The organism is Streptomyces sp. NPDC000348 (assembly GCF_042898795.1).
GTDB lineage: Bacteria > Actinomycetota > Actinomycetes > Streptomycetales > Streptomycetaceae > Streptomyces.
In genome coordinates this window covers 1-23,777 of the sequence record NZ_JBIAZD010000018.1, presented here as the reverse complement: position 1 = coordinate 23,777, position 23,777 = coordinate 1, and the positions used below count along the sequence as shown (strand labels likewise).

Below are 23,777 nucleotides of genomic sequence, written 5' to 3'. Positions count from 1 at the left end.
ACAATGCAGTGCTCGCGATCACCCCGTGAAAAGCCGTGGTTTCCCGGCCATGTTCAGGAAAGCAGGTCGACCGTCGTGCTGCTGCGTCTGCCCACGTCCCTGTCCGAAGCCCGGCGGTATCTGGCCGAAGGGGCGGTGCCCGTCGGCGGAGCCACCCTCGTGTGGGCCCTCTGGCAGCGCGACGGCTTCCCCGAGCAGGCGATGTCCCTGCGCAGACTCCCCCAGGCCAACCTGATAGAGCGCGAGGCGCTGGGCGCCGCCGTCCTGCTGCACCAGGTGGACGACCGGGTGCCGGACGTGCTGCGCCGTGCGGCCTCCACCGTGGGCACCGGCGCCGTACGCCGGACGGCCACCGTCGGCGGCAACATCGTGGGCAGCACCCTGCGCTGTCTGCTGCCCGCGGCGCTGGTCCTGGACGCGCGGGCGACCGTACTGGACCGGGACGGCGCCTACGAGACCGACCTGGCCGACGTGGTGGCCAAGCGTCATGTGCTGCTCGGCATCCGCTGGCGCGACCCCGTGGCCACGGGTTACCACAAGGCGGACGGTGAACCGGGCGGGCCGCCGCCCTTCGTCGTCGCCACCGCCGTGCACCACGGGAGCGACGGGGCCCGCCGTCTCCTCGTCGCCGTCCGGGACGGCTACGAGGTGATCAGCGAGACCGCGCCCTGCCACACCGGAGCCGAGGAGGTGCTGCGGACCCTGGACCGCACGGACCTGGGGTCCCTCCCTGCCGAGGCACGGGACGAGGTGCGCCGCGAGGTGACCGCGATCCTGGACCGCACCGCCGGCCGCTGACCCGGGCGCGCCACCCGGACCGCCCGGGTGGCGCACCGGCGCGCACCACTCAGCAGATCCGCGGGAGCTGTTCGCCCATCGGTGGGTCCATCACCCGGATGCCCCCGGGTCCGGTCCGTGCGACGACCATGCCGGGGTGCTCCGCGGCCACCTCGCCGATGACGGCGGCACCGGCGCCCGGGTGATGTCCCTTCATCGTGGCCAGGACCGCGTCCGCGTGCTCCCGCGGCACGAAGGCGACGAGCTCTCCTCCGTGCGTGGTGCGGGGCGCCGGGGCCGGGGAGAATCCTGTCCACGCGGGCGGGTTCCCGCTCGCGCACCGCGGCCGGTGGCGCGACGGCCACGCGGCGCCCGCTCCCGGCCCTCTTCGCCGCGCGCCGCGAGCGTGCGCCGCGAGAACCCGCCCGGCGCTGGGCCGGCCGGGTGACCTGGACGGTGAACCGGGCGGCACGACCGAACCCGGATCAACCGATATGCCCTGAAATACAATGAGTGGGACGCTTTTGCTGCCGGGGTGCGGAGGGACGTGCCCCCACGAGAGCGGACAGGTGGGCCGACACATGCCCGAGGATCGCAAGTCGCCGCAACCGTCACCGGGCCGCGGGGCCGGCCGTCACCGGGGGAGCGGGCACCACGGCTGGTCCCCGGACGCCGACGAGAGACGGCAGGAGGAGAACCCGAGCGCCCGCCGCTCCTTCCACGCGGAGGAACACGCGCCGTCGCGCGGAGCGGGCCGCAAGCACGTCGAGGAGGAACGCACATCCGTCCCGGGCGACGTCGTGCCCAGCGACGCGCGGCGGGGCGAGGAGTACGCGGACCGGGGCGAGAAGGGCAGGCGGGACCCGGGCCGCCGGGGCCGCTCCGCACGCCCCGGCGGCACGAAGGACGAGTCCGCCTTCACCGGGGCCGACCCCGACGACTCCGGCACCGGACGCCGGCCGGGCTGACGGGCGGCGTCCGGGCCCGGCACCGGACGCCGCCCGGATCAGTCGACGGGCCAGGTGTGGACCGGGGCGTTGAGGTGCATGTAGTCGATGTACTGCTGCGTCATGCGCCGCAGCGCCTCGTGGCGGCCGCAGTGCGCCGAGGTCTCGATGCGGTGGAACATCTCCTTCTGCCACACCGCTCCGTTGCGGCCGGTGACACAGCGCTGCTCGATGACGCCGAGCAGCGGCTCGCGCCAGGCGTCGTCCATGCCGGAGCGCTCCAGCCCGCGGTGCGCCAGCGGCAGCAGCCGCCGCAGGACCAGTTCGGACGCGGGCACCTCGCCCATCCCGGGCCAGTACAGCCGGGCGTCGATGCCGTACCGCGCCGCCGTCCGCAGATTGTCCTCGGCGGCCGCGAAGGACATCCGTGACCACACCGGACGGTCCTCCTCCATCAGGGCGCGGGTCAGCCCGTAGTAGAAGGCGCCGTTGGCGAGGGTGTCGGCCACGGTCGGGCCGGCGGGCAGCACCCGGTTCTCCACCCGCACGTGCGGTTTGTCGTGGGCGACGGCGTAGACCGGGCGGTTCCAGCGGTAGATGGTGCCGTTGTGCAGCGTCAGTTCGGCGAGCTCGGGGATGTCGCCCCGCTCCAGCGTCTCCGCCGGGTCCTGCTCGTCGCACAGGGGGAGCAGGGCCGGGAAGTAGCGCAGGTTCTCCTCGAAGAGGTCGAAGACGCTGGTGATCCAGCGCTCCCCGAACCACACCCGGGGCCGCACCCCCTGCACCTTGATCTCCTGCGGGCGGGTGTCGGTGGCCTGCTCGAACAGCGGGATGCGGGTCTCGTGCCACAGCTCCTTGCCGAACAGGAAGGGCGAGTTGGCGGCGAGCGCGACCTGCACCCCGGCGATCGCCTGGGCCGCGTTCCAGTAGGCGGCGAACTGCTCCGGGGACACCTGGAGGTGGAACTGCGTGCTGGTGCAGGCGGCCTCCGGGGTGATCGTGTCCGCGTAGGTGCGCAGCCGGTCGACGCCGGTCACCTCGATGTGCAGGTCCTCCCCGCGCGCCGCGAAGATCTGGTCGTTGAGCAGCCGGTAGCGCGGGTTCTCCGACAGCGCCCCCTCGCCGACGTCCTCCTGGCGCAGGGTGGGGAGGATGCCCGTCATGATCAGACGGGTGCCGATCGACCCGGCGCGCTCCTCCGCGTGGTTCAGCGCGGCGCGGATCTCGGACTCCCAGGAGTCGGGGCCGCCCGCCGTGAGCTGCCGCGGCGGGATGTTGATCTCGAGGTTGAACCGGCCCAGCTCCGTCGCCCAGGCCGGGTCCGCGATCGCCTCCAGCACATCGGTGTTGCGCATCGCGGGCTCGGCCCGGTCGTCGACCAGGTTCAGCTCGATCTCCAGCCCCACCTGGGGCCGCTCGGCCTCGAACCGTGACGCGCGCAGCATGTGCGCGAACGTCTCGAGGCACTCCTGCATCTTGATCCGATAGCGGCGGCGGTCCTCGCGGGTGAAGGTGAGCGCCGGGACGTCCCGTCCCATCGGTCTCCCTCCAGGGCTCTCGTCCTCGGAACCTGTCCACCCCAGCGTCGCACCGGCGGGCGGGTCCGACCACGCGAGCCGAGGCGTCCTGGGGCGGGAAGCCGTCGGTCTCCGTGGTGAATTTTCCGTTGACAACACAATGTTCACTCCCTGATGCTCGTGCCATGCCTCCGACGACTCCCGAACAGCCCGACGACCCCTTCACACCGCCGAGTTCCGACGCGGCGCGAGCGCAGCGGGTGCACGCCTCCCTGTTCCGCATCGCCGAGCGGCACGCGGCCACGGACGAACAGCGCCGCCGCCAGATCCACCCCGGCGTGATCGGCCCGCACGAGGCGGTCAGGCTCGTGGCCTTCCTGCTCAGTGGCACCGCGTTGCCCGTGGAGGGCGAACCCGAGGTGGACCGCGCGGACATCACCGCCGCGCTGAGCCTCGTACCGCGCGCCCGCGCGGAGATGGACGAGCTGGAGGTGGGACTCCTCGAGATGGCGCGCGGACGCGGCATGACCTGGCCCGAGATCGCCTTCGGCCTCGGCCTGCGCAGCCCGCAGGCCGCCCGGCAGCGCTACGAGCGCCTGGCCGGCCGCACCGACACGGGCGACCGGTAGCCGCCCGGTCAGCCGTCGTGGACCGGCTCGCCCACGGCCCGGGCGGCTCGCCGCCAGGCGGCGCTCACCGCCCGGTGCGCCGCCTCCGTGCCGGCCGCCGTCCCGGGCGGCAGGTGCACGGGACGGCCGATGTGGACATGGAGGCGCGGACGGCGCAACGGAGCGGTGAGCACACCGGCCAGTTGCTTCGCGACCGGCCCGGAGGCCAGCCGCCGGGCCCCCGCCTGCCCCACGGGGACGACCGCGGCGCCGGTGGCTGCCGAGAGCCGGGCAAGCCCGGTGCGGAACGGCCGGGGCGCGGCACACCCCGCGTCCCGGCGCGACGGCAGGCCGCCCTCCGCGTAGATGAGCACGTGGCGTCCCGACCGCACCACCTCCGCCGCGGCCTCCAGTGCGTCCGCCGCGCGGGCCGACCCCCGGTGCACGGGAACGTGTCCGCCCTCCGACAGGGCGCGCCCCAGCACCGGTACCCGCCACAGCCCCGCCGTCGCCAGGACGGCCGGTGCCACGCCCGCCCTGCGCAGAGCGGCCAGGACGAGCGCCGGATCGGCCATCGAGTCGTGGTTGGCGACGAAGACACTGCCCGCGGGGAACGGCCCGTCGGTCTCACGGGTGACGGTGAGCCGCCCGAACAACGGCAGCAGGACGGCGGCGGCACGGCTGAGCAAGGGACGTCCTTCCGGCAGACGGGATTCCTGCCGTTCAGCTTCGGGCGCGCCGGGCTCCCCGCGCCTGAGTACGCGTACTCGGACCGGCGCCGCCGCCTACTCGGCCCGGGGCCGGGACCACGGCTGAATCACCTCCGGGCGCCCTGGGTACCCGCCGGGTCCTCGCGCGGACACACCGCGCCGCTCCACCACGGGAGGCTGCCATGGCCGACCTCAGCCCGATCGACCTGCAGAAGGCCCTCAAGGGCGCCGACTACCCCGCCGACCGCGACGACCTCGTCTCGGTGGCGAAGAGCAACGGCGCGGACGACACCCTCGTCGAGAAGCTGGCGCAGACCGGCACCGAACGGTTCGACGGCCCCAATGAGGTGCAGAAGGCGGTCTTCGGCAACGAATAGCGCCGTGTCCCGGGTCCCGGGGCTGTCCGCACGGCAGCCCCGGCCCCGCCGGACGCCCGACACGAGGGACGGTACCGCGATGACCGAGTACGAGCGTTCACACACGATGCCCGCGGCGCCCGAGCGCGTCTTCGACCGGGCGGCCGACATCGACCGGATGGAGGACTGGCTGCCCGGGGTCCTGCACGTGCACGCCGAGGAACTGCCCGCCGTCACCGTGCACGAGGACCGTTCGGACGAGGACATCCCCGCGCTGTTCCGTGCCCGGCGGGACCAGATGCGGCTCGAATGGGGCACGCGGGAGCAGGGCGGCTACACCGGCTGGCTGCAGGTCGCCGGCATCGGCAGCGGGGCCAGCGAGGTCACGGTCCACCTGTCCTTCTTCGACGACGGCCACGACCCGGGCGAGGAGACCGTCGGCGACGCCCTGGACACCTGCCTCCGGCGTCTGGAGGAACAGGTGCGGCGCCGCGCCGACGGCTGACCGGCCGTCACGCCACCGGCGTCCGCCACCGCCACCTCCCGCCGGCCCCGGACGGCGTGCTCGCCGGACTGCCGGGACCGCCCGCGCCTACCAGTGGGCGGGGCGGCGGAGGGCGGGAGGCAGCACGGTGGCCGCGTCGCCCCGGGCGGCGTCGAGCTGGGCCTGGGTGAGGAAGAGCGCGCCGGTGAGATCGGCGCCGCCGAGGTCCGCGTCCCGCAGGTCGGCGCCGATCAGGTCGGCGTCGCGCAGGTCCGCCCCGCCGAGGTCGGCGGCGACCAGGAGGGCGCCGCGCAGGCTCGCGCCCCGCAGGCCGGCGCCGGACAGCCGCGCGCCGATCAGATCGGCTCCGCGGTGATCCCTCTTGCGTCCCGGTATCCGGGCCCGGGTGAGTTCGCTGGCCCGCAGCAGCAGCGGGTTGACCTCGCCGCGCAGCGCGTTCACGTCCAGCCCGGCGACCGACTCGGCGCTGCCGCGGGTCAGTCCGTCGATCCGGGCCAGCGCCCGCCGCAGCTCCCGGTGGACGGGGCGGGCCGCCGCGAGACCGAGGGCCTCGGTGACGTAATGGAGCAGTTCGTGCAGCTGTCGCATCACGGGGAAGACCCGGAACATGGAGCGCGCCGACTCCGGCGCCCGGCGCCAGTCGGTGCCGCCGAAGGTGACCTGCGAGACCTTCTGTCCGGCGCCGAAGCAGTCGAAGACGGTGCAGCCGGGGTAGCCCCGGTCGCGCAGCCCCTCGTGGATGCCGCAGCGGAAGTCCGTCCCGAGGTGGGAGCAGGCCTGCCCGGCGGCCTTGTCGGCCGCGAAGTCGGCGGAGCGGGCGAAGGGCAGGGCCACACAGCACAGGCCGAAGCAGTTGGCGCAGTCGGCCTGCAGGTCCTTGCCGCCCGCGGAGACCGAGGGGGCTTCGTGCTGGGGTGACACAGTGCGGGCTCCCGTGGTGCGATGAGCGGTCGGCGCCCATTCTCGCAGACGGTGCGTCCGCGGATCCCCGGGGACGGCCGGTGCGGCGGCCGCCCGGGGGCTGCCGGTCACCGGGGCGTGAAGGAGCCGCGCACGACGGGAGGGCCGCCGGCACCGTCGCGGCCGAGGGGAACCCGTCGGCCGCGACGGTGCCGCCGGACCGGTGGGGACGTGTTCGGTCCGCCCTGCCGCATCGTCGAGGACCCGGAGACCGGCACCCCCCGATGGTCACCGCCGTCCCGCGGCGTACCGCCCCGAGGACACCGGCGGCCGGCCGCCACCGTGCCGTCGGCGCGCTGCCGGCCTCGCGCGCCCTCGGATGCGCGATCCTGGGACATCCGGCCTATGATCGACCCATTAAAGTTGAAATCCGAACTTTTCTGTGGTGGTGGAGGGCCGGCCCATGAGCAACACGGAAACGCACCCGACGGAGTCGATCTGCGGCGCGGACGTCGACGGACCGCCCCCGCCGGGCATCGAGGTCCTCACCCCGAGGGACGTACCCCTCGGCGGCCCCCGGGCCATGCGGGTACGGCGGACCCTGCCCCAGCGGGCGCGGACGCTCATCGGGGCCTGGTGCTTCGCCGACCACTACGGCCCCGACGACATCACCGAGTCCGGGGGCATGCGGGTGCCGCCGCACCCGCACACCGGCCTGCAGACGGTCAGCTGGCTGTTCAGCGGCGAGATCGAACACCGCGACAGCCTCGGCAGCCACGCCTTCGTCCGGCCCGGCGAGCTGAACCTCATGACGGGCGGGTACGGCATCAGCCACTCCGAGGTCTCCACCCGGAGCACCCGGATCCTGCACGGCGCGCAGCTGTGGGTGGCACTGCCCGGCGAACACCGCGACACGGCCCGTGACTTCCAGCACCACGTCCCCGCCCCGGTCGCGCTGGACGGCGGCGAGGCGCGCGTCTTCCTGGGCACGCTCGCCGGCGACACCTCGCCGGTGCGCACCTTCACCCCGCTGCTCGGCGCCGAGATCACCCTGGACCCGGGTGCCCGCGTGGCCCTCGACGTCGACCCCGGCTTCGAACACGGAGTACTCGTCGACAGCGGCGACGTCCTCCTCGCCGACACCCCCCTGAAGCCGGCCGAACTCGGTTACGCGCCCCCCGGCCGCACCGCCCTCACCCTGACCAACCGGGCGACGGAGCCGGCCCGGCTGCTCCTCCTGGGCGGACCGCCCTTCCAGGAGGAGATCGTCATGTGGTGGAACTTCATCGGACGGTCGCACGACGACATCGTCCAGGCGCGCGAGGACTGGATGACGGGGACCCGTTTCGGTGAGGTGCGCGGGTACGACGGGGCCGCACTGCCCGCGCCGGAGCTGCCGAACGCCCCCTTGAAGCCGCGAGGAAGGATGCGCTGACCCGCGAGAACGGGGGTTCTGCGCCAAGGGGTGCGAGAACGCCGCCGCGTCTGCCCGGCGACTCCACTGGGGGTGGCGCGGGTCAGTGCGCCAAGGACGGGCAGAGCCGGGGCTGGTGGCACTTCCTCACCGGCCTCGCTCCCTCCCGCCGGTGAGCGAGGAGCCGGGACCCCGGTCCCTCCCGCCGGTGAGCGAGGAGCCGGACCCCGGTCCCGAAGGTCACGCAGCACGTCCTGACGAGAGCCCGGTCCCGACGAGAACCCGGCTTCGGCTTTCCGGCCGGCTCCCTCCCCGGGACCGCGGTCAGAAACCGGTCATCGTGATCTTGCCGATGGCCCTGCCGGACTCCAGGACGCGGTGGGCCTCCCGCAGGTGCTCGGCGTTGATCTTCCCGAGGTCGGTGGTGGCCGTGGTGGTGAGGATGCCGGCGTCCACCAGCCGGGAGATGTGGCCGAGGATGCGGCCCTGTTCCGCCAGGTCGGCGGTGCGGTGCAGTGACCGGGTGAACATGAACTCCCAGTGGAAGGAGATGCTCTTGGACTTCAGCAGACCGATCTCGACCGGGCCGAAGTCGTCGATGGCCACGATCCGTCCGAACGGCCTGACGAGGTCGGCGTAGGCGGCCAGGTTCTGGTCGGTTCCGGTGGTGCCGAAGACGAAGTCCACGCCGTCCGGGGCCGCTTCGCGCACCTGCGGGACGAGGGGCTCGCGGTGGTCGACGATGTGCGCGGCGCCCATGCGCCGGGCGAACTCGACCGTCTCGGGGCGGGACGCGGTGCCGATCACCGTCAGGCTGGTCAGGGCGCGGGCCAGCTGGGAGACCATGGCTCCGACACCGCCCGCGGCGGCGGTGACCAGCAGCGTCCCCGACTGCTTGAGGGCGCCGGTGTGCAGACCGAGGTGCTCGAAGAGGCCCTCCCAGGCGGTCAGCGACGTCAGCGGCAGGGCCGCCGCCCCGGCGAAGGAGAGCGAGGCGGGCTTGTGGCCGACGATGCGCTCGTCCACCGCGTGGTAAAGGGAGTTGGCCCCCGGCCGGTCGAGGGCTCCGGCGTAGAAGACCTCGTCGCCCACCCGGAACGACTCGACCTCCTCACCGACGGCGACGACGGTGCCCGCCGCGTCCCAGCCGAGGACCTTGGGCTCGCCGCCCGGGTCGCTGTTCTGGCGGATCTTGTAGTCGACCGGGTTGACCGCGATGGCCTCGACCCGCACGAGCAGGTCGCGCGGCCCTGGCTCCGGTACCGGCAGGGTCGTGTCCACGAGACTCTCCGCGTCGTCCACCGGCAGGCTCCTGCGGTAGGCGACGGCGGGCATGGTCTGCGGGATCCGGCTCATGACTGCTCCTCCTGGTGATGGCACAGCGGGCTTCCGCTGCGCCCGTAACGTAGCTCTGGGGAGGTAGTAACCCGCAAGGGCCACTACTTCCCTCAGGGAAGTAAGCTGGTGGGAGAGGTGACGGAGGCGAGGGAGACCCCATGGTGGCACTCTGCGAGTCCCAGCGGCACGACCATCACGACGTGTACGCCGCGCAATGCCCGTGCCGCGATGTGCTCGACCTCCTGGCCAACAAGTGGTCGGCGCTGGCCATCGGCGCCATGGAAGAGGGGCCGCAGCGCTTCGGGGCCCTGCAGAAGCGGCTCGAGGGGGTGAGCCCCAAGGTGCTCACCGCCACGCTGCGCCGCCTGCAGGACCGGGGTTTCGTGGAGCGGACCGTCTACCCCGCGGTGCCGCTGCACGTCGAGTACGAACTGACCGCGCTCGGTCGCAGCGTGGCCGAGCCGCTGGCCCGGTTGCGCGACTGGGTGGAGGACCACATGGACGAGATCACCTGACGGGCGTCCCGGAGGGCGTGGCCGTCCGGACCGTGGCGGTGCCCGGGGCCGGTCACCGGTCCAGGAACCCGTTGACCTCGCGGGCGAAGTCCTCCGGGCGACGGAAGACGAAACCGTGCCCGGCGTCGCTGTGGAGGGCGACCTCGGCATCGGGCAGTCGCTGGGGCATCGCGTACGCGGCGTAGGCGTGGATCATCACGTCGGGGGCGCCGCCGGCCACCAGCGCCGGGAGTGATGCCGCAGGCACGCCCTCGCGGAAGGCGGATTCGCCCCCCCTTCCGGCGCTCGTGGTGCACGGCCCGGCGCCGTTGGCGCCTTCAACAGCCTTGGGTCACCTTCCAGTTCTTGCCCGGCGCTCTCGCCCCCCGGCCTCAGCGGGAAGAGCTGCCGGCACGTCTGCGACTGCGGGCACCGCGTCCTGCGGTGACTTCGCTCCGACCCCTTCGCGTAAAACGTTTTTTGTCCAAGGCATTGCCGTCGCGCGGGGCGCGCCCTACGGTGAGGCCGTCACCGCGTGGATCGATCTACGCGGTGCTTCGAATGGTGGGGCGAGCCGTGGTCCCCGCTTCCCGGGAGGCGTCGATGGTGATGCAGCAACAAGCCCGTGGAGTGCGCTTTTTATGCTCGGGCGGCCAGGCGGTGCACCTCCGTGCCCGCTCATCCGCGCGCGGGGCGCCAGGCCTGCGCCGCATGCGCCAGACGCGGTCCCGCCGCTCTCCTGGTCCGCCTCGTTCCTCTGCCCCTCATGGCTTCGGCCCCCTGCGGCCTCACGTGTGGGTTCCGCGCGTGCGGCCCTGAATTGAAACGTTACAAGGAGGCATCGTGTCCGAATGGCAGCGATCGCGAACGGCGAGCCGCCGTCGACTCAAAGGCGCTGCGATCGTCGCGTCCACCCTGCTCATCACGCTGATGCCGACCACGGTCGGCACCGCGTCCGCAGGCCATCGCCCGGCCGACGACTGCGCGAAGGTGCCGTGGATGGACACCCGGAAGTCCGCCGATCAGCGGGCCAAGGCCCTGCTCACCGCCAGCACCCGGCACCAGAAGTACCGTTGGCTGGTCGAGCAGCCCGCCAACGACCCCACCCGGACCGACTTCCAGGGCGTGACCTATCCGGTGCAGGTCGTCTGCACCCCCAGCGTCACCTACGTCGACGGCCCCGAAGGGGTGCGCTCCGGCGAGGGCGTCACCACCTTCCCGGCGCAGATAGCCCTGGCGTCCGGCTTCAACGAGGAGACCGCCTACGCCAAGGGCAGGGCGATGGGCAGCGAGGCCTTCGACAAGGGCAAGAACGTCGTCCTCGGACCGGGCGTGGGCGCCGGCCGCACCCCGCTGGCCGGCCGGACGCCGGAGTACTTCGGCGAGGACCCGGTCGTCAACGGCGTCCTCGCCGGCGCCCAGGCCCGCGGCATCGAGAGCAACGAGGACAAGCCCGTCCTGGCCGACCTCAAGCACTACGTGGCCAACGAGCAGGAGGCCGACCGGGCGACCAGCTCCTCCAACATCGACGAGCGGACGCTGAAGGAGATCTACGAACTGCCCTACGGCATCGCCCTGGACGAGGGCGAGCCCGAGAGCGTCATGTGCTCCTACAACCAGATCAACGGCGTGTACGCCTGTGAGAATCCGCTGCTCAACGACAGCCTCAAGGACGAACTGGGCCTGGACGGCTACGTGATGAGCGACTTCGGAGCGGTCCACTCCACCGCCGCCTCGCTCAAGGCCGGACTGGACCAGGAACTGAACCGGCCCCTCCACTACACCCCCGACAAGCTCGACGCCGCCCTCGCCGCCGGCGACATCACCCAGGCGGACGTCGACCAGGCCGCCTTCCGCGTCGTCCGCTCCTACATCCGCGGCGGGCTGTTCGACCGCGCGCTGCCCTCCGAGCCGGCCGCGGACGTCTCGACGCCCGCGCACAAGGCGCTCGCCCGGCAGATCGCCGAGGAGGGCTCCGTCCTGCTGAAGAACAGCGATGACACCCTGCCGCTGGACGAGCGGAGCGGCGAGAAGATCGCGGTGATCGGCTCGGTCGCCTCGAACGACCCCGACTCCGGCATGACCGCACGGCAGTTGTGCAGCCTCCCGCTGAACTTCGGCGGTACCACCAGCGGCCGCAACACCATGGCCTGCGAGGACATGATCGCACCGCTGGACTCCCTGACCGAGCGCGCGGCGAGGCTCGGCGCCGAGGTGGTCTACGACGACGGCAGTGACGCGCGGCGTGCCGCGCAGGTCGCCGCCGACGCGGACGTCGCCGTCGTCTTCGGCTACAAGCAGGTGGGCGAGTTCGCCGACCCGAAGGACCTGAGCCTGGACGCCGGCGGCGACGCGCTGATCAATGCCGTGGCGGACCGGAACCGCTCGACCGTGGTGGTGCTGGAGACCGGTACCGCCACCACCATGCCGTGGCTGTCGAAGGTCGACTCCGTCCTGGAGACCTGGTACCCGGGCGAGCAGGCCGGACCGGCCATCGCCGCGCTGCTGTTCGGTGACGTCAACCCCTCCGGCAAGCTGCCCATGACCTTCCCCACCTCCGAGGAGCAGCAGCCCGCCCGCACCGAGGCGCAGTACCCGGGTGTGCGCGCCGAGGGTGAGACCATCCGCCAGGTCGAGTACAGCGAGGGCCTGGAAGTCGGCTACCGCTGGTACCGGGCGCAGGGCGAGGAGCCGCTGTTCGAGTACGGGCACGGTCTGTCGTACACGGACTTCGCCCTCTCGGAGCTGAAGGTCTCCTCCTCCGGCGAGGGAGGGCTGACCGTCCGGTTCAAGGTGTCCAACACCGGTGAGCGGGCCGGGACCGAGGTGCCCCAGGTCTATCTGGAGCTGCCGCGCAGCGCGGACGAGCCGTCGGCGCGTCTGATCGCCTGGGACCGGGTGTCCCTGAAGGCGGGCCAGAGCAGGACCGTCACGATCAAGCTGACGGAGAAGCAGGTCGAGACCCGTCGCCTGACCCAGTACTACGACAGCGACCGCGACGCGTGGCGCACCCCCTCCGGTACCTTCACCGCGCACGTGGGCACGTCCTCGGACACCACGCTGTCCACGAGGTTCACCCTCGGCAAGCGCTGACCGCCCCGGCCGGGGGGGGGGCCCCCCCCCCCCCCCCCCCGCCCCCCGGCGCCCCCCCCCCCCCCCCCCCCCCCCCCCCGCCCCCGCCCCCCCCCCCCCCCGCGCCCCCCCCGCCCCGCGCCCCCGCCCCCCCCCCCCCCCCGGGGGGGCCGCCCCCCCCCCCCCCCCCGCACCCCACGGGGAACGGGCATGGGACCAGCCGGCACGAGACGCGGCGCCGACGGGACACTGCCGGACACTGCCGGACGTCGCAGGCCTGGAGGACCGGTCCGGGACGTCGGCGTACCGCACCGCCGTCGGCCTGGACGCGTCCGTGGTGAGGAACGGAGGAGCCACGCTCGACCCGGGCGGGGTGAACGGCACCCGCACCGCCGAGGTCGACGGACGGGCCCTGCCGGAGGCCGACCTCGTCGGGCACCCCGGCCGTCGGTCCGGCCGGCCGTGTGAGGACCGGCCGGAACGTGACCGAGGCGCACGTGGCGACGCTGCTCGGCAACGCCGCGTACGACGCGAAGCAGCCGTACGGGCTCGTCGGTCCCGTCGTCGTCCGGCCGTACGCGGAGAGGACCGTCGCCGAGGGGCGGCGCCGAACGGACGGACATCCCGTGAGACGCCGACCACCGCCCGCACCGGGAACGCCCGGCCGTCCGCACCGCGTCCCACCGTGCCCGGACACCCCGGATCCCCCGGGGCGCCCGGGGAGGCTTGCGGATCCCGTGTCCGATAGGGAAGGCTGCGGTGACGGTGATCGCACGGGAGGGACCACGTGTCGCAGGCCAGCAGCAGACGCCGGTCGGTCACGATCCAGGACGTGGCACGGGCGGCCGGAGTGTCCCGGGCTGCGGTCTCCAAGGTGATCCGGGACGCCTCCGGTGTGAGCCCCGCGATGCGCGCCAAGGTCAACGCGGCCATCGAGGAGCTCAACTACCGGCCCAGCGTGGCCGCCCGGTCCCTGCGCGGCGCGAGCTACACCCTCGGCCTCGAGGTACCGCACCTCGGCAACCGGTTCCTCACCCAGATCGTGGACGGTGCCATGCGGGCGCTGGCGGGCACCCGCTACCAGCTGGTCATCGCGCCCGCCGACGGCAGGGAGGGCTACGGAGCGATCGAGGCCCTCGCCGACCGCCAGGTGGACGGGATCGTGGTGGTCTCGCCCCGGGTGGACGCCGCGTGGCTGGAGCGGCTGGCGAGCAGTGTCCCCGTGGTGATGCTCGGGCGGCACGACCGCTCCGCGCACTACGACACCGTCGTGGGCGACGACATCGCAGGCACCCGGCAGGTCATGGACCACCTTCTCGGGCTCGGCCACCGGCGCATCGTGCATCTGACCGAGCACGCGGCGATCAGCGCCCCCGACGCCGGCAGCCCGCACGCGCTGCGGCTGCGTGCGTTCGAGGAGGCCGTGGAAGCAGCCGGCCACGGGCTCTGTGCCAGGGTCGCGGGCACCGGTCAGACGGAGGCGAGCGCACGCGCCACCGTCGGCGACCTGCTCGCCGAACGGCCTTGGCCCACGGCCGTGTTCGCCAGCCACGACCAGCTCGCCCTCGGCGCCCTGGCCGCGCTGGTGGAGCACGGCGCCGCTCGTTCGGTCTCCCTGGTCGGTTACGACAACACCGACCTGGCCGCGCACCCGGCCATCTCGCTGACCTCCGTGGACCAGCGCGGCGCCGAGATGGGGCAGCGGGCGGTCGCGATGCTGTTGGAACGCATCGACGGGCGCACCGAGCCGCAGCACCACGTCGTCACACCGTCGCTGGTCGTCCGCGCCTCCAGCGGTGCGCCTCCCGATCGAGGCTGAACGCCGGGTGCCCGTGTCAGGACGAGCCGCGTTCGACCAGACGGGGCGGGAACACCAGGCGCCGATGGGTGTGGCCGGGGCGGTCTTCGTCCAGGAGCAGCTCGGCCGCGGCCTTGCCCAGGTCGTACCCGCCCACGTGCACCGAGGTCAGCGGTACACCGGCGGTCGCGGCCGAGTGGATGTCGTCGTAGCCGACGACGGCGAGGTCGTCGGGGATGCGCAGTTTCGCGCGGAACGCGGTCTGCATGAGGCCCAGGGCGAGCAGGTCGTTGGCACAGAACGCCGCGGTGACCCGTTCGCCGGCGGTCAGCAGCTGCTCGCCGGCGCGTCGGCCCTGGTCCACGGTGAACGCGGCGGTCTCGACGACGTGCAGGGCGTCGGCGGGCCGGCCCGCACGCTCGATGGCCTGCGTGCAGCCGGCGAGACGGTCCTGCGACTGGCGCATGTGCATCGGGCCGGTCACGAAGGCGATGCGCTGGTGCCCGCGGGCCAGCAGGTGGGTGGTGGCCGCGTCGGCTCCGGCGACGTCGTCGACCGCGACGGAGCAGACGTCGGGGTAGGTGTCGGCGTTGTCGAGCAGGACGATGCGCAGGCCGCGTGCGCGGACGCCGTCGAGCCAGCCGCGGCTGAGGTCCGCGGGCGTGATCAGGACGCCGGTGGCGTTCTGCTGGGCGAGCAGTTGGAGGTAGCGCTCCTCCTTGTCGGCCAGGACGTCGCTGTTGCACAGCATGACGGTCTTGTCCTGGGCGTGCAGCAGGTCCTCGGCGCCGCGGGCGACGTCGGTGAGGAAGGGGTTGCGCACGTCGAAGACGACCAGACCGACCATGCTGCCGCGGCTGCCGGTGAGCTGCCGTGCGGCCAGATTGGGGACGTAGCCGAGGACGTCGATGGCGCTCTCGACCCGTTCCCGCGTCGCCCGCGCCACCTTCTCGGGCCGGTTGAGCACGTTGGAGACGGTTGCGATCGAGACACCCGCGTGCAGCGCGACGTCTTTGATCCCGATGGTGTTCATCTCCACGAGCCCTTCGAACGGCCGCCCGGCGACGGTCGGTTGTAACGCTTCAAGCCTTGAGCCACATCGTATCCGTCTAGTCCTGGCCGTCCTGGCCGGACGGCCGAGCGGGCCAGGGCACCTCGAAGCGGTGGGTTCCGCTGCCGACCGTGATGACGTCCAGGCCCGGCAGGTCGATGTCGGCACTGGTGTTGGGCGGCACCGTCGCGGTGACGGCGAGGGTGCCGTCCGCCAGCCGCCAGCCGGCCTCGGCCGTTCCGTAGGGGGTGAGGTGGCGGGCTTCGGCGTGGGTGAGGTGACCGCCGGGGCGCGGGGCGATGCGCAGGCGCCGGTAGCCGGGGGCCGCGGGGGCCAGGCCGGCGACGACGCGGTGCAGGAAGTCGGCGACGGCGCCGAGCGCGTAGTGGTTGAACGAGGTCATCTCGCCGGGGTTGACGGTGCCGTCGGGCAGCATGCTGTCCCAGCGTTCCCACACGGTGGTCGCGCCCTGGGTGACGGAGTACAGCCAGGAGGGGCGCTGCTGTTGCAGCAGCAGCCGGTAGGCGGTGTCGTCGTGGCCGGTCTCGCTGAGCGCGTCGCAGACCTCGGGCGTCCCCGCGAAGCCGGTGGCGATGCGGTGACCGTCCTTGCCCACGAGTTCGGCGAGCCGTTCGCCCGCCGCGGCCCTCGACGCGGTGTCCGGGAACAGGTCGAAGCGGAGGGCGAGTGCGTAGGCCGTCTGGGTGTCGGAGGTCATGCGACCGTCGGGTCCGACGAAGGCCCGCAGGAAGGCGGCGCGGGCCTCCTCGGCGAGGGTGCGGTAGCGGTGCTCGTCGGCGCCCTCGCCGAGTTCGCCGGCGATCAGGGCCAGGACCTGCGCGGAGCGGGCCAGGTAGGCGTGGGCCACCAGATAGGGGTCGGTGCGGGCCTGCCAGGGGTCTTCCGGGGGTGCGGCCGGGTCGAGCCAGTCGCCGAGCTGCTTGCCGTGGCGCCATACGCCGTCCTCGCCGCGCTGGGAGGCGATCAGGTCGACCCAGGCGCGGGCGCTGGCGTACTGGGCGCGCAGCACGCCGCGGTCGCCGAAGCGCTGGTACAGGGTCCACGGCACCAGGACGGCGGCGTCGCCCCACAGGGCCGCCGGCCAGGCGGGCGTCCACTCGGGCACGGGGATGGCGGGGACGATGAAGGGGACGGTGCCGTCGGCGTACTGGTCGTGGGCGAGGTCGGCCAGCCAGGAGGTGAGGAAGCCGGCGCAGTCGTAGAGGAAGGACGCGGTGGGGGCGAAGACCTGGATGTCGCCGGTCCAGCCGAGGCGTTCGTCGCGCTGGGGGCAGTCGGTGGGGACGTCGACGAAGTTGCCGCGCATGCTCCAGCGGACGTTCTCGTGCAGACGGTCGAGCAGGGCGTCGGAGGAGGAGAACCAGCCGGTGCGGCGCATGTCGGTGTGGATCACCTGGGCGGTGACGTCGAGGTGCGCCTGGTCCTCGGGCCAGCCGGTGACCTCGACGTAGCGGAAGCCGTGCAGGGTGAAGCGCGGCTCCCATTCCTCCACGGCCCCGCTCCCCTTGAGGACGTAGGTGTCGGTGGAGGTCGCGTGCCGCAGGGGCCGGGTGTAGAGCTCGCCGTCCTGGAGGACCTCGGCGTGGCGCAGGGTGATGGTGGTCCCGGCCCTGCCGCGCACGCGGATGCGCACCCGGCCGGCGATGTTCTGGCCGAAGTCCAGGATGCGCCTGCCACTGGGGGAGGTCAGTACGGATTCGGGGGCGCGGCTTTCCACGCGGCGTACCGGAGGGCCGCTCGGTGCGCACAGGGTGCCGGGGTCGTGGGGGACGGGGCGGACGGACTGCCAGCCGGAGGCGTCGAAGCCGGGGAGGGACCAGCCGGACAGCTCGGCGCGGGCGTCGTAGCGTTCGCCCTCGTAGAGGCCGGCGAAGGTGATGGGCCCGTAGGCGCAGCGCCAGCGTTCGTCGGTGCCGACCACGACGCGGCTTCCGTCGGCGCAGTCGACCTCGAGCTGGGCGAGCAGGCCGGTGTGCTGTCCGTAGAGGGCGGTGCGGCCGCCGTGGATGCCGAAACGTCCGCTGAACCATCCTTCCCCCAGCCAGGCGCCCAGCGCGTTGGGGCCCTCGGTCAGCAGGCCGGTGACGTCGTGGGTGGCGTAGCGCAGCCGGTGGTGGTAGCTGCTCCAGCCGGGTGCGAGGACTTCCTCGCCGACGCGTGTGCCGTTGATCTCGGCCTCGTACAGACCGTGGGCGGTGATGTACAGGCGGGCGCGCACGACGGGGGCCGGCAGGTCGAAGGAGGTGCGCAGCAGGGCGGGCCTGGTGAGTTCGGGCACGGCCGGCGTGATCATGATGGCGGTGAAGTCGCCGGTGTCGAGCAGCCCCGCCTCCACGGCGAGGGGAGGGCTCCAGTCGGAACGGGTGCCGCCGGTGCCCCAGACCCGTACGCGCACCGTGCGGCGTTCGCGTGAGCCCAGCGGGGGGATGTCGTCGGGCCAGGCGACGAGGACGGATTCGCCGCTTTCGACGCGGCCGCTGCTCCACACCGGGCCGGCCTCGGGGGAGATCTCCAGTTCGTAGGCGCTCTGCAGCCATCCACCCGGTGCGGACTCGGTCACCCAGGACAGCCGTGGGCGGGCCTCACCGATGCCGAGGCCGCCGCAGTGGTGCTCGACGGTCGGCGCAGCGACCACCACGGACGCGTCGGCGGACGGGTTCTCGGGCATGGATCGGCTCCTGTTCTGTTCCGACCGGGTGGCTGGACCGGCCGCGGTGTCCTCGTCCCTGGGAAGGGTTGTCGGTCAAACGAAAAACTGCTTGAAACGCTTCAACCGTGAAGTCGGGCTCACCGTACGAACGTCCGCGTCACTACGTCAAGCAGTCCTCGACGCGGGAAGTCGTCTCCGATCGGTCGCCGCTGTGCCGACAAGGCTGGTGTGAGCTGTGGTGACGCATAGGACTGCTCGGTCTGTCGCCAAGGCGGGCCGGGCGGAGGTGTCGAGCGAAGAGCGCGCGCCCGGTCGAGGAATGCGGATCGAACTCTTGACACCGTCGCCGTCGGAACCTAGTTTCTCGCCAGGATTTGAAGCGTTTCAGCTTCGTTAACACGGCATCCTGGCGGCGGAACGGCGCCGCGTGACTCGATGGAGAGCCCTCATGGCCACAGTGGCGACCAGCCCTCACCGCAAGCACCGGGACGGGCCTCCCACGCAGGGGCCCCCACCCGGCGGCAAGCGCGCCGCGGGGAACAGGGCCCCCTGGTGGTTCGTCCTGCCGGCCCTGGTCTTCTTCGCCTTCGTGGTCCTCGTGCCCAGCGTGCAGGGCAGCTACTTCGCCTTCACCGACTGGGACGGCATCAGCCCGGTCAAGAACTTCGTCGGCCTGGACCAGTTCCGGAAACTGTGGGACGACTCCGCGGCCCGGGACGCGGTGGGCACCACACTGCTGGCCGCGATCGCGATCACGGTCGTGCAGAACGCCATCGGCCTGCTGCTGGCTCTGGGCGTCAACGCGCGGATCAAGTCCCGCACCATCCTGCGGGTCTTCTTCTTCGCCCCGGCCGTCATCACGCCCGTGGTCACCGCGTACCTGTGGAAGTACCTGTACGCCCCGGAAGGCGCGATCAACGCGCTGCTCGAGGCGGTGGGGCTGGGCTCGCTCACGCAGGACTGGCTCGGCGACCCCGACATCGCCCTGTGGTCGGTGGTCGCGGTGGTCATCTGGCAGTTCGCCGGTTACTCCATGGTCATCTTCCTCGCCGGTCTCCAGTCGATCCCCCAGGAGATCTACGAGGCGGCGGCCATCGACGGCGCCGGACCGCTGCGCCGGTTCTGGTACGTCGTGCGCCCCATGCTGGCCCCGGCCATCACCATCAACCTGATGCTGTCGGTCATCGGCGGCCTGAAACTGTTCGACCAGGTCTGGGTGATGACCCAGGGCGGGCCCGGCGGGGCCACGGACACCCTGTCCACCGTCATCTACAAGCAGGCCTTCCAGTTCAACAAGTACGGCTACAGCATCGCCATGGGTCTGGTGCTGACCCTCTTCGTGGTCGTCGTCAGCGGCCTTCAGTACGGCTACCTCAGCCGCCAGGAGAAGAAGAACTCATGAACCGCTACACGTGGCGCACCGGCATCCTCGAAGCGGTCATGATCGTGGTCGCCCTCCTGTTCGCCTTCCCCGTCTACGTCCTGATCTCCATGGCCCTGCGCACGGAGGGCGACGGCGCCTCGCCGATCGCCCTGCCCTCCAGCCCGACGCTGGACAATTTCGGCGACGCATGGCGGCAGGCCGGGCTCGGCGCGGCCATCGGCAACAGCCTCCTGGTCACCGTCGGCAGCGTCGTGCTGATCGTCGGCCTGGCGGCCGCGGCGGCCTATCCGCTGGCCAGGTCCACCCGGTACTGGTCGCGCGGCGTCTTCGCCCTGTTCATGCTGGGCCTGCTGCTGCCCTTCCAGCTCGCGCTGATCCCGCTGTACCAGACCATGCGCGACCTGAACCTGCTGGGCAACCCGCTCGCGCTGATCATCTTCTACACCGGGCTGCAACTGCCCTTCTCGGTCTTCATGTACACGGGATTCCTGCGCTCCCTCGACCCCGGCTACGAGGAGGCGGCCCTCATGGACGGGTGCGGTCCCGTCCGGGCCTTCACCCGCGTCGTCTTTCCCCTGATGCGGCCCATCACCGGCACGGTCGTCATCCTCAACGTCATCTTCGTCTGGAACGACTTCCTCACCCCGCTGCTGTACCTCAGCGGCTCCGGCCGCCAGACCATCCCCGTCGCCCTCTTCGGGTTCGTCGGCCAGTACGTCTCACAGTGGCCCATGGTCTTCGCCGGGCTGATCATCGGCATCCTGCCGGTCCTGATCGCCTACTTCCTGATGCAGAAGCGCATCATCCAGGGCTTCGCCGGCGGGCTGAAGGGCTGACCACACCCCCTGCCCTCCTCCACTCCGCCGTTTTCCCCCTCCGAGCCGCCCGAACGGCGTCACATGCCCGGTGCCGGCCGCGTACCCCACGTCCCACTGTCTCCTGGAGCCGTCATGAGAGCATCCCGTCCCCTTGCCGCCACCCTCGCCACCGTCTGCCTGGCCGGCTTCACCGCCGCGTGCAGCTCCGACGCCGCCACCGGTGGCGGTGGCGGCGACACCCTGCGCGTCGCCGCCAACTCCACCGACCGGGTCCCGATGGACGCCGTCGTCAAGGCGTTCAAGAAGGCCAACCCCGACATCGACGTCAACGTCACCTACGCCGACACCGACCAGCTCCAGTCCACGCTGCGCACCCAGCTGTCCTCGGGCACTGGACCGGACGTCTTCACCGTCTGGCCCGGCAACGGCAACCCCGCGGCGGTCCAGGTGCTGCAGCAGGGCGGTTACCTGGCCGACCTCAGCGGCTACGACTTCGTGCCGGACATCGCCGACGGAGACAAGAGCGTCACCCAGGTCGAGGGCAAGACCTACATCGTCCCCGTCACCTTCAACGGCATCGGCGCCATCTACAGCAAGAAGACGCTGCGGGAGATCGGCGGCAGCGAACCCAAGACCTGGGACGACGTCCTGAGCCTGTGCGAGAAGGCGAAGGACCACGACAAGGTGCTGCTGGCCCTGGGCAACCAGACCCCGTGGGTGACCCAGCTCGCCGGCTACGCGCTCGCGGCCACCACGGTCTACACCCAGGACGCCGACTTCGACGAGCGGCTGAGCGCCGGCAAGGCCACCTTCGCCGGCTCCGCCTGGAAGGACACCTTCCAGCAGTACCTGGACCTCGACGAGGCGGGCTGCTTCACCGAGAACCCCAACGGCACCAGCTACGAGACGTCCCTGTCCGACGTCGGCTCGGGCAAGGCCGTCGGCGTCGTCCAGGTCACCACCAGCATCCCGCAGGTGCAGAAGGAGGCCGGCGACGCCGAGCTGGGCATGTTCGCGCTGCCCGCTTCGAACGACGCCGCCCAGACCCGCATCCCGGGCGCCGTCTCCGCCGCGTACGGCCTGAACGCCGCGAGCAAGAAGGCGGACGCGGGCAAGAAGTTCATCGAGTACCTGGCCTCGCAGGACGGCCAGAAGATCTACGCCGAGGAAGGCGGCACCCTCCCGGCCCTGCCCAACGACTCCTTCGAGGCGGACCCCGCCCTGAACGTCCTGATCGACATGCAGCAGGACGGCAGGACGATCCCGTTCATGGACCAGCGCTGGCCCAACCCCGAGGTGCAGCAGGCCCACTTCACCGCCGTGCAGAAGCTGTTCTCCGGTGACGCGACCGTCGAGGAAGCGCTCAAGAGCATGGACGACGCCGTCGAGACCGACTGACGCCCGACGACGCGACGGACGCGCGGGTGCCGCGCCGCCCCGAAAGCGCGCCGTCCCGGTGGGCCCCGATCCGGTCGGGGCCCACCGGCCGTCGAAGTGGACCGGTCCGCCGATCCCGGACGGCGACGCTGCGGAGCTCTTTGAGATCCGGCAGCCCGAAAGAGTGCCGTCTGAAGCCTCTCCACCGGAACCGCTCGACTCCCCTCCCGCACCCCTCGCTTCCCAGCCGGAGCACCATTGCGCCGCACCTGATCGGTCCGGTCCTCCGCCGAGAGCGCAGACTTCCTTGACGGTCAGCGCACGGTTTCCGGGAAATGACCGGCATCGTGTTCGTCGAGGCGCCCCCCGAGATGGCCGGTACGGGGATGCGCACCTACGGCGGAGCGGAGGGCCACAGGGCACGAAGGAGCGGTGGAGAAGCGCGGAACGGCAGGTGGGATGCCGCTTTCCGCCGACAGCTTCAGCGGACGGAACGGTTTCGACCGGTGGGGGACGGTCTGCCGTACGGCCCGTGTACCACCCGGACCGCCCGCCCCGAAGTCGTATATCGGCCACCCTGTGACGGATTGGCTGCTTCTCGTCTGCCCCATAATCACCCGCAAGCGCTCAATGGTGCTCCCGCGACATGCGGGCGGGAGTGACGACACCACGGGGGAGCCATGGACCACACGGGAAACGTCGGCGCACCACCGCCCGAGCCGCCTCCCCAGCCTCCTCCGCTGCCGCCGGCTCCCTCCAGGGGAGGCCCTCTGGTCCTCCGGGTCGGTCGCCGGATGCTGTGGGTGGGGTCGGCGGCCATCCCGCTGCGCAACATCGCCTGGGTCGACGCCTTCAGGCTCAAGCCCGACTGGGGCGCGGCCGTCCTCCGCTTCCTGAAGTGGCTGGTCGGCGCCGTCCTGGTTCATGCCGCGCTCAATTACGCGAGCAAGGACGAGGCGCGTGTCGGGGAGAACGGCAACCTCGTGCTCGTCGTTGCCGTGATCGGCCTGGCCGTCGTCCTGAAGGACCTGTTCACGTCGGCGAAGCCGGTGCTGGTCGTCGAGATGAACAGCGGCTCCAGAGTGATCGTGACCCTGCCGAGCATGGACGAGCTGCGGCGGATCGCCGGACGGATCGTGTACGCGATCGACAACCCGGAAGCCGAGTTCACCGCCATCGTGCAGCAGTTCAACAACAAGAACACCAACAACTACGGTCCTGTCGTCAACATGAACGGTGGCCGGGAGAACACGGGGTTCAAGCTGTGAGCGATACGTCGAACCACTACGGGCCCGTGGTCAACATGAACGGCGGCCGCGAGAACATCGGCGTCAACTACGGCACCGTCGGCGGTGCCGCCCAGGACGTCGAACTCCGCGCCGCCGTCGAGGATCTCAGCCGCCTCCTCCGGGATCTGCGCCCCCACCTCACCCCGGACCAGGTCCGGACCGTCGAGGACGCGCTGCCCGAACTCACTGTGGACCGGGACGCCCTGCGTGAGCGCGGCATCGTCCTGGCGTCCGTCGCGCAGATCGCGGCCGCTGTCGGCGCGGTGGGCCAGCCCGCCGCGGAGGCGGTGGGGCGGCTGCTCGCGCTGCTGGGCTAGTGTCCTCGAAGGTGACGCCGACCGTGCCGTGTTCGTCGGCGCGCCACTCGTTCACGCTCCCACCGGCACAGCCGAACGATGCGCACGGCAGCGGGAGATCGTGGACCGACCACTCCTGTCCCTCGACGTGGACGGGCCCCTCGACCCCTGTGACGGCCCCGACGGAGTCCACTGGAAGACCACCCCCTGGTGAACTGCGCCGGGGCCGCCCCTTCGCGTGCGCGGACGACGAACGGTCCCCCGCCGGTACGTCTGCGGCAAGGGACCGATCGGTGTGCGCGGGCGCCGGGGCGATCAGCTCACGGAGGCCATCTCCTCCTGCTTCCCGCCCGTGCCGCCCCCCTCGGCCGCCGCGAGCCGCTTGTTGCGGCGGACGGAGGACCAGAAGGAGGCGCCGATGAGGATGACGCCGAGGGAGCCGGTGATGAGTTCGT

The 23,777-nt window shown here is 72.1% G+C and carries 21 protein-coding genes and 1 pseudogene; 14 read left to right on the top strand and 8 right to left on the bottom strand.

Annotation, left to right across the window (positions count from 1 at the left end; all coding sequences use genetic code 11):
- Positions 1 to 75: 75 nt before the first annotated feature.
- A complete protein-coding gene (locus tag ACFY3N_RS28665; protein ID WP_390819658.1) occupies positions 76 to 798 on the top strand; it encodes an FAD binding domain-containing protein in 723 nt (240 codons plus the stop codon).
- Positions 799 to 847: 49 nt separating this feature from the next.
- Here the strand turns inward: ACFY3N_RS28665 and ACFY3N_RS28660 are convergent.
- A pseudogene (locus tag ACFY3N_RS28660) lies at positions 848 to 1,048 on the bottom strand (hydrogenase expression/formation protein HypE); the annotation flags it as partial.
- 310 nt (positions 1,049 to 1,358) lie between these two features.
- Here ACFY3N_RS28660 and ACFY3N_RS28655 point away from each other — a divergent pair.
- A complete protein-coding gene (locus ACFY3N_RS28655) occupies positions 1,359 to 1,745 on the top strand; it encodes a hypothetical protein (RefSeq protein WP_390819657.1) in 387 nt (128 codons plus the stop codon).
- Positions 1,746 to 1,783: 38 nt separating this feature from the next.
- Here ACFY3N_RS28655 and ACFY3N_RS28650 read toward each other — a convergent pair whose 3' ends face one another.
- Positions 1,784 to 3,262, bottom strand: coding sequence for a glutamate-cysteine ligase family protein (locus tag ACFY3N_RS28650; protein WP_390819656.1), 1,479 nt, complete (start codon positions 3,260 to 3,262; stop codon positions 1,784 to 1,786).
- A 164-nt stretch (positions 3,263 to 3,426) separates the two neighbouring features.
- Here ACFY3N_RS28650 and ACFY3N_RS28645 point away from each other — a divergent pair, with 164 nt between their 5' ends.
- The gene (locus ACFY3N_RS28645; protein ID WP_390819655.1) at positions 3,427 to 3,870 is read left to right on the top strand and encodes a DNA-binding protein; all 444 of its coding nucleotides are present in this window, start codon (positions 3,427 to 3,429) and stop codon (positions 3,868 to 3,870) included.
- Positions 3,871 to 3,878: 8 nt separating this feature from the next.
- Here the strand turns inward: ACFY3N_RS28645 and ACFY3N_RS28640 are convergent, their stop codons facing one another.
- Entirely contained in the window at positions 3,879 to 4,538 is a 660-nt protein-coding gene (locus ACFY3N_RS28640) for a lysophospholipid acyltransferase family protein (RefSeq protein ID WP_390819654.1), read from the bottom strand.
- A gap of 203 nt (positions 4,539 to 4,741) precedes the next feature.
- On the opposite strand from ACFY3N_RS28640, the gene ACFY3N_RS28635 reads away from it, so the two are divergent.
- Positions 4,742 to 4,936: a DUF2795 domain-containing protein gene (locus ACFY3N_RS28635; protein WP_390819653.1), complete on the top strand. Its 195-nt coding sequence runs from the start codon at positions 4,742 to 4,744 to the stop codon at positions 4,934 to 4,936.
- Positions 4,937 to 5,015: 79 nt separating this feature from the next.
- On the top strand, positions 5,016 to 5,420 hold the full coding sequence (locus tag ACFY3N_RS28630; protein ID WP_390819652.1) for an SRPBCC family protein: 405 nt from the start codon (positions 5,016 to 5,018) through the stop codon (positions 5,418 to 5,420).
- A gap of 87 nt (positions 5,421 to 5,507) precedes the next feature.
- Here ACFY3N_RS28630 and ACFY3N_RS28625 read toward each other — a convergent pair whose 3' ends face one another.
- A complete protein-coding gene (locus ACFY3N_RS28625) occupies positions 5,508 to 6,341 on the bottom strand; it encodes a pentapeptide repeat-containing protein (protein ID WP_390819651.1) in 834 nt (277 codons plus the stop codon).
- A 442-nt stretch (positions 6,342 to 6,783) separates the two neighbouring features.
- On the opposite strand from ACFY3N_RS28625, the gene ACFY3N_RS28620 reads away from it, so the two are divergent.
- A complete protein-coding gene (locus ACFY3N_RS28620) occupies positions 6,784 to 7,755 on the top strand; it encodes a pirin family protein (RefSeq protein WP_390819650.1) in 972 nt (323 codons plus the stop codon).
- A 303-nt stretch (positions 7,756 to 8,058) separates the two neighbouring features.
- Here ACFY3N_RS28620 and ACFY3N_RS28615 read toward each other — a convergent pair whose 3' ends face one another.
- Complete coding sequence (locus ACFY3N_RS28615) at positions 8,059 to 9,090, bottom strand: zinc-binding alcohol dehydrogenase family protein (RefSeq protein ID WP_390819649.1); 1,032 nt, start codon at positions 9,088 to 9,090, stop codon at positions 8,059 to 8,061.
- Positions 9,091 to 9,230: 140 nt separating this feature from the next.
- Here ACFY3N_RS28615 and ACFY3N_RS28610 point away from each other — a divergent pair, with 140 nt between their 5' ends.
- The gene (locus tag ACFY3N_RS28610) at positions 9,231 to 9,587 is read left to right on the top strand and encodes a winged helix-turn-helix transcriptional regulator (RefSeq protein WP_390819648.1); all 357 of its coding nucleotides are present in this window, start codon (positions 9,231 to 9,233) and stop codon (positions 9,585 to 9,587) included.
- Between the two features lie 52 nt (positions 9,588 to 9,639).
- Here the strand turns inward: ACFY3N_RS28610 and ACFY3N_RS28605 are convergent, their stop codons facing one another.
- Complete coding sequence (locus ACFY3N_RS28605) at positions 9,640 to 9,834, bottom strand: alpha/beta fold hydrolase (RefSeq protein ID WP_390819647.1); 195 nt, start codon at positions 9,832 to 9,834, stop codon at positions 9,640 to 9,642.
- Between the two features lie 731 nt (positions 9,835 to 10,565).
- Between ACFY3N_RS28605 and ACFY3N_RS28600 the strand changes: the two genes are divergently transcribed.
- Positions 10,566 to 12,659: a beta-glucosidase gene (locus ACFY3N_RS28600; protein WP_390819646.1), complete on the top strand. Its 2,094-nt coding sequence runs from the start codon at positions 10,566 to 10,568 to the stop codon at positions 12,657 to 12,659.
- Positions 12,660 to 13,425: 766 nt separating this feature from the next.
- The gene (locus tag ACFY3N_RS28595; RefSeq protein WP_390819645.1) at positions 13,426 to 14,457 is read left to right on the top strand and encodes a LacI family DNA-binding transcriptional regulator; all 1,032 of its coding nucleotides are present in this window, start codon (positions 13,426 to 13,428) and stop codon (positions 14,455 to 14,457) included.
- Between the two features lie 16 nt (positions 14,458 to 14,473).
- Here the strand turns inward: ACFY3N_RS28595 and ACFY3N_RS28590 are convergent, their stop codons facing one another.
- Together ACFY3N_RS28590 and ACFY3N_RS28585 are read right to left on the bottom strand one after the other, a co-directional pair.
- Positions 14,474 to 15,469, bottom strand: a complete 996-nt coding sequence (locus ACFY3N_RS28590; protein WP_390819644.1) for a LacI family DNA-binding transcriptional regulator — start codon at positions 15,467 to 15,469, stop codon at positions 14,474 to 14,476.
- Between the two features lie 76 nt (positions 15,470 to 15,545).
- Entirely contained in the window at positions 15,546 to 18,176 is a 2,631-nt protein-coding gene (locus ACFY3N_RS28585) for a family 78 glycoside hydrolase catalytic domain (RefSeq protein ID WP_390819643.1), read from the bottom strand.
- A 430-nt stretch (positions 18,177 to 18,606) separates the two neighbouring features.
- On the opposite strand from ACFY3N_RS28585, the gene ACFY3N_RS28580 reads away from it, so the two are divergent.
- From ACFY3N_RS28580 to ACFY3N_RS28560, 5 genes are all read left to right on the top strand, one after another.
- Positions 18,607 to 19,560, top strand: a complete 954-nt coding sequence (locus ACFY3N_RS28580; protein WP_390819642.1) for a carbohydrate ABC transporter permease — start codon at positions 18,607 to 18,609, stop codon at positions 19,558 to 19,560.
- Entirely contained in the window at positions 19,557 to 20,378 is an 822-nt protein-coding gene (locus ACFY3N_RS28575) for a carbohydrate ABC transporter permease (protein ID WP_390819641.1), read from the top strand. The genes ACFY3N_RS28580 and ACFY3N_RS28575 overlap by 4 nt, the downstream gene beginning before the upstream one ends.
- 114 nt (positions 20,379 to 20,492) lie before the next feature.
- Entirely contained in the window at positions 20,493 to 21,758 is a 1,266-nt protein-coding gene (locus tag ACFY3N_RS28570; RefSeq protein WP_390819640.1) for an ABC transporter substrate-binding protein, read from the top strand.
- 773 nt (positions 21,759 to 22,531) lie between these two features.
- Positions 22,532 to 23,005: a DUF6232 family protein gene (locus tag ACFY3N_RS28565; protein ID WP_390819639.1), complete on the top strand. Its 474-nt coding sequence runs from the start codon at positions 22,532 to 22,534 to the stop codon at positions 23,003 to 23,005.
- Positions 23,002 to 23,343, top strand: coding sequence for a hypothetical protein (locus ACFY3N_RS28560; protein WP_390819638.1), 342 nt, complete (start codon positions 23,002 to 23,004; stop codon positions 23,341 to 23,343). Before ACFY3N_RS28565 ends, ACFY3N_RS28560 begins: the two co-directional genes overlap by 4 nt.
- The last annotated feature ends 434 nt before the right edge of the window (positions 23,344 to 23,777 follow it).

Excerpts from the sequence above, each read along its gene's own strand:
- ACFY3N_RS28655 (WP_390819657.1), top strand. The coding sequence starts at position 1,359 with ATGCCCGAGGATCGCAAGTCGCCGCAACCGTCACCGGGCCGCGGGGCC.
- ACFY3N_RS28650 (WP_390819656.1), bottom strand. The coding sequence starts at position 3,262 with ATGGGACGGGACGTCCCGGCGCTCACCTTCACCCGCGAGGACCGCCGC.
- ACFY3N_RS28645 (WP_390819655.1), top strand. The coding sequence starts at position 3,427 with ATGCCTCCGACGACTCCCGAACAGCCCGACGACCCCTTCACACCGCCG.
- ACFY3N_RS28635 (WP_390819653.1), top strand. The coding sequence starts at position 4,742 with ATGGCCGACCTCAGCCCGATCGACCTGCAGAAGGCCCTCAAGGGCGCC.
- ACFY3N_RS28630 (WP_390819652.1), top strand. The coding sequence starts at position 5,016 with ATGACCGAGTACGAGCGTTCACACACGATGCCCGCGGCGCCCGAGCGC.
- ACFY3N_RS28620 (WP_390819650.1), top strand. The coding sequence starts at position 6,784 with ATGAGCAACACGGAAACGCACCCGACGGAGTCGATCTGCGGCGCGGAC.
- ACFY3N_RS28615 (WP_390819649.1), bottom strand. The coding sequence starts at position 9,090 with ATGAGCCGGATCCCGCAGACCATGCCCGCCGTCGCCTACCGCAGGAGC.
- ACFY3N_RS28610 (WP_390819648.1), top strand. The coding sequence starts at position 9,231 with ATGGTGGCACTCTGCGAGTCCCAGCGGCACGACCATCACGACGTGTAC.
- ACFY3N_RS28600 (WP_390819646.1), top strand. The coding sequence starts at position 10,566 with ATGGACACCCGGAAGTCCGCCGATCAGCGGGCCAAGGCCCTGCTCACC.
- ACFY3N_RS28590 (WP_390819644.1), bottom strand. The coding sequence starts at position 15,469 with ATGAACACCATCGGGATCAAAGACGTCGCGCTGCACGCGGGTGTCTCG.
- ACFY3N_RS28585 (WP_390819643.1), bottom strand. The coding sequence starts at position 18,176 with ATGCCCGAGAACCCGTCCGCCGACGCGTCCGTGGTGGTCGCTGCGCCG.
- ACFY3N_RS28580 (WP_390819642.1), top strand. The coding sequence starts at position 18,607 with ATGGCCACAGTGGCGACCAGCCCTCACCGCAAGCACCGGGACGGGCCT.
- ACFY3N_RS28575 (WP_390819641.1), top strand. The coding sequence starts at position 19,557 with ATGAACCGCTACACGTGGCGCACCGGCATCCTCGAAGCGGTCATGATC.
- ACFY3N_RS28570 (WP_390819640.1), top strand. The coding sequence starts at position 20,493 with ATGAGAGCATCCCGTCCCCTTGCCGCCACCCTCGCCACCGTCTGCCTG.
- ACFY3N_RS28565 (WP_390819639.1), top strand. The coding sequence starts at position 22,532 with ATGCTGTGGGTGGGGTCGGCGGCCATCCCGCTGCGCAACATCGCCTGG.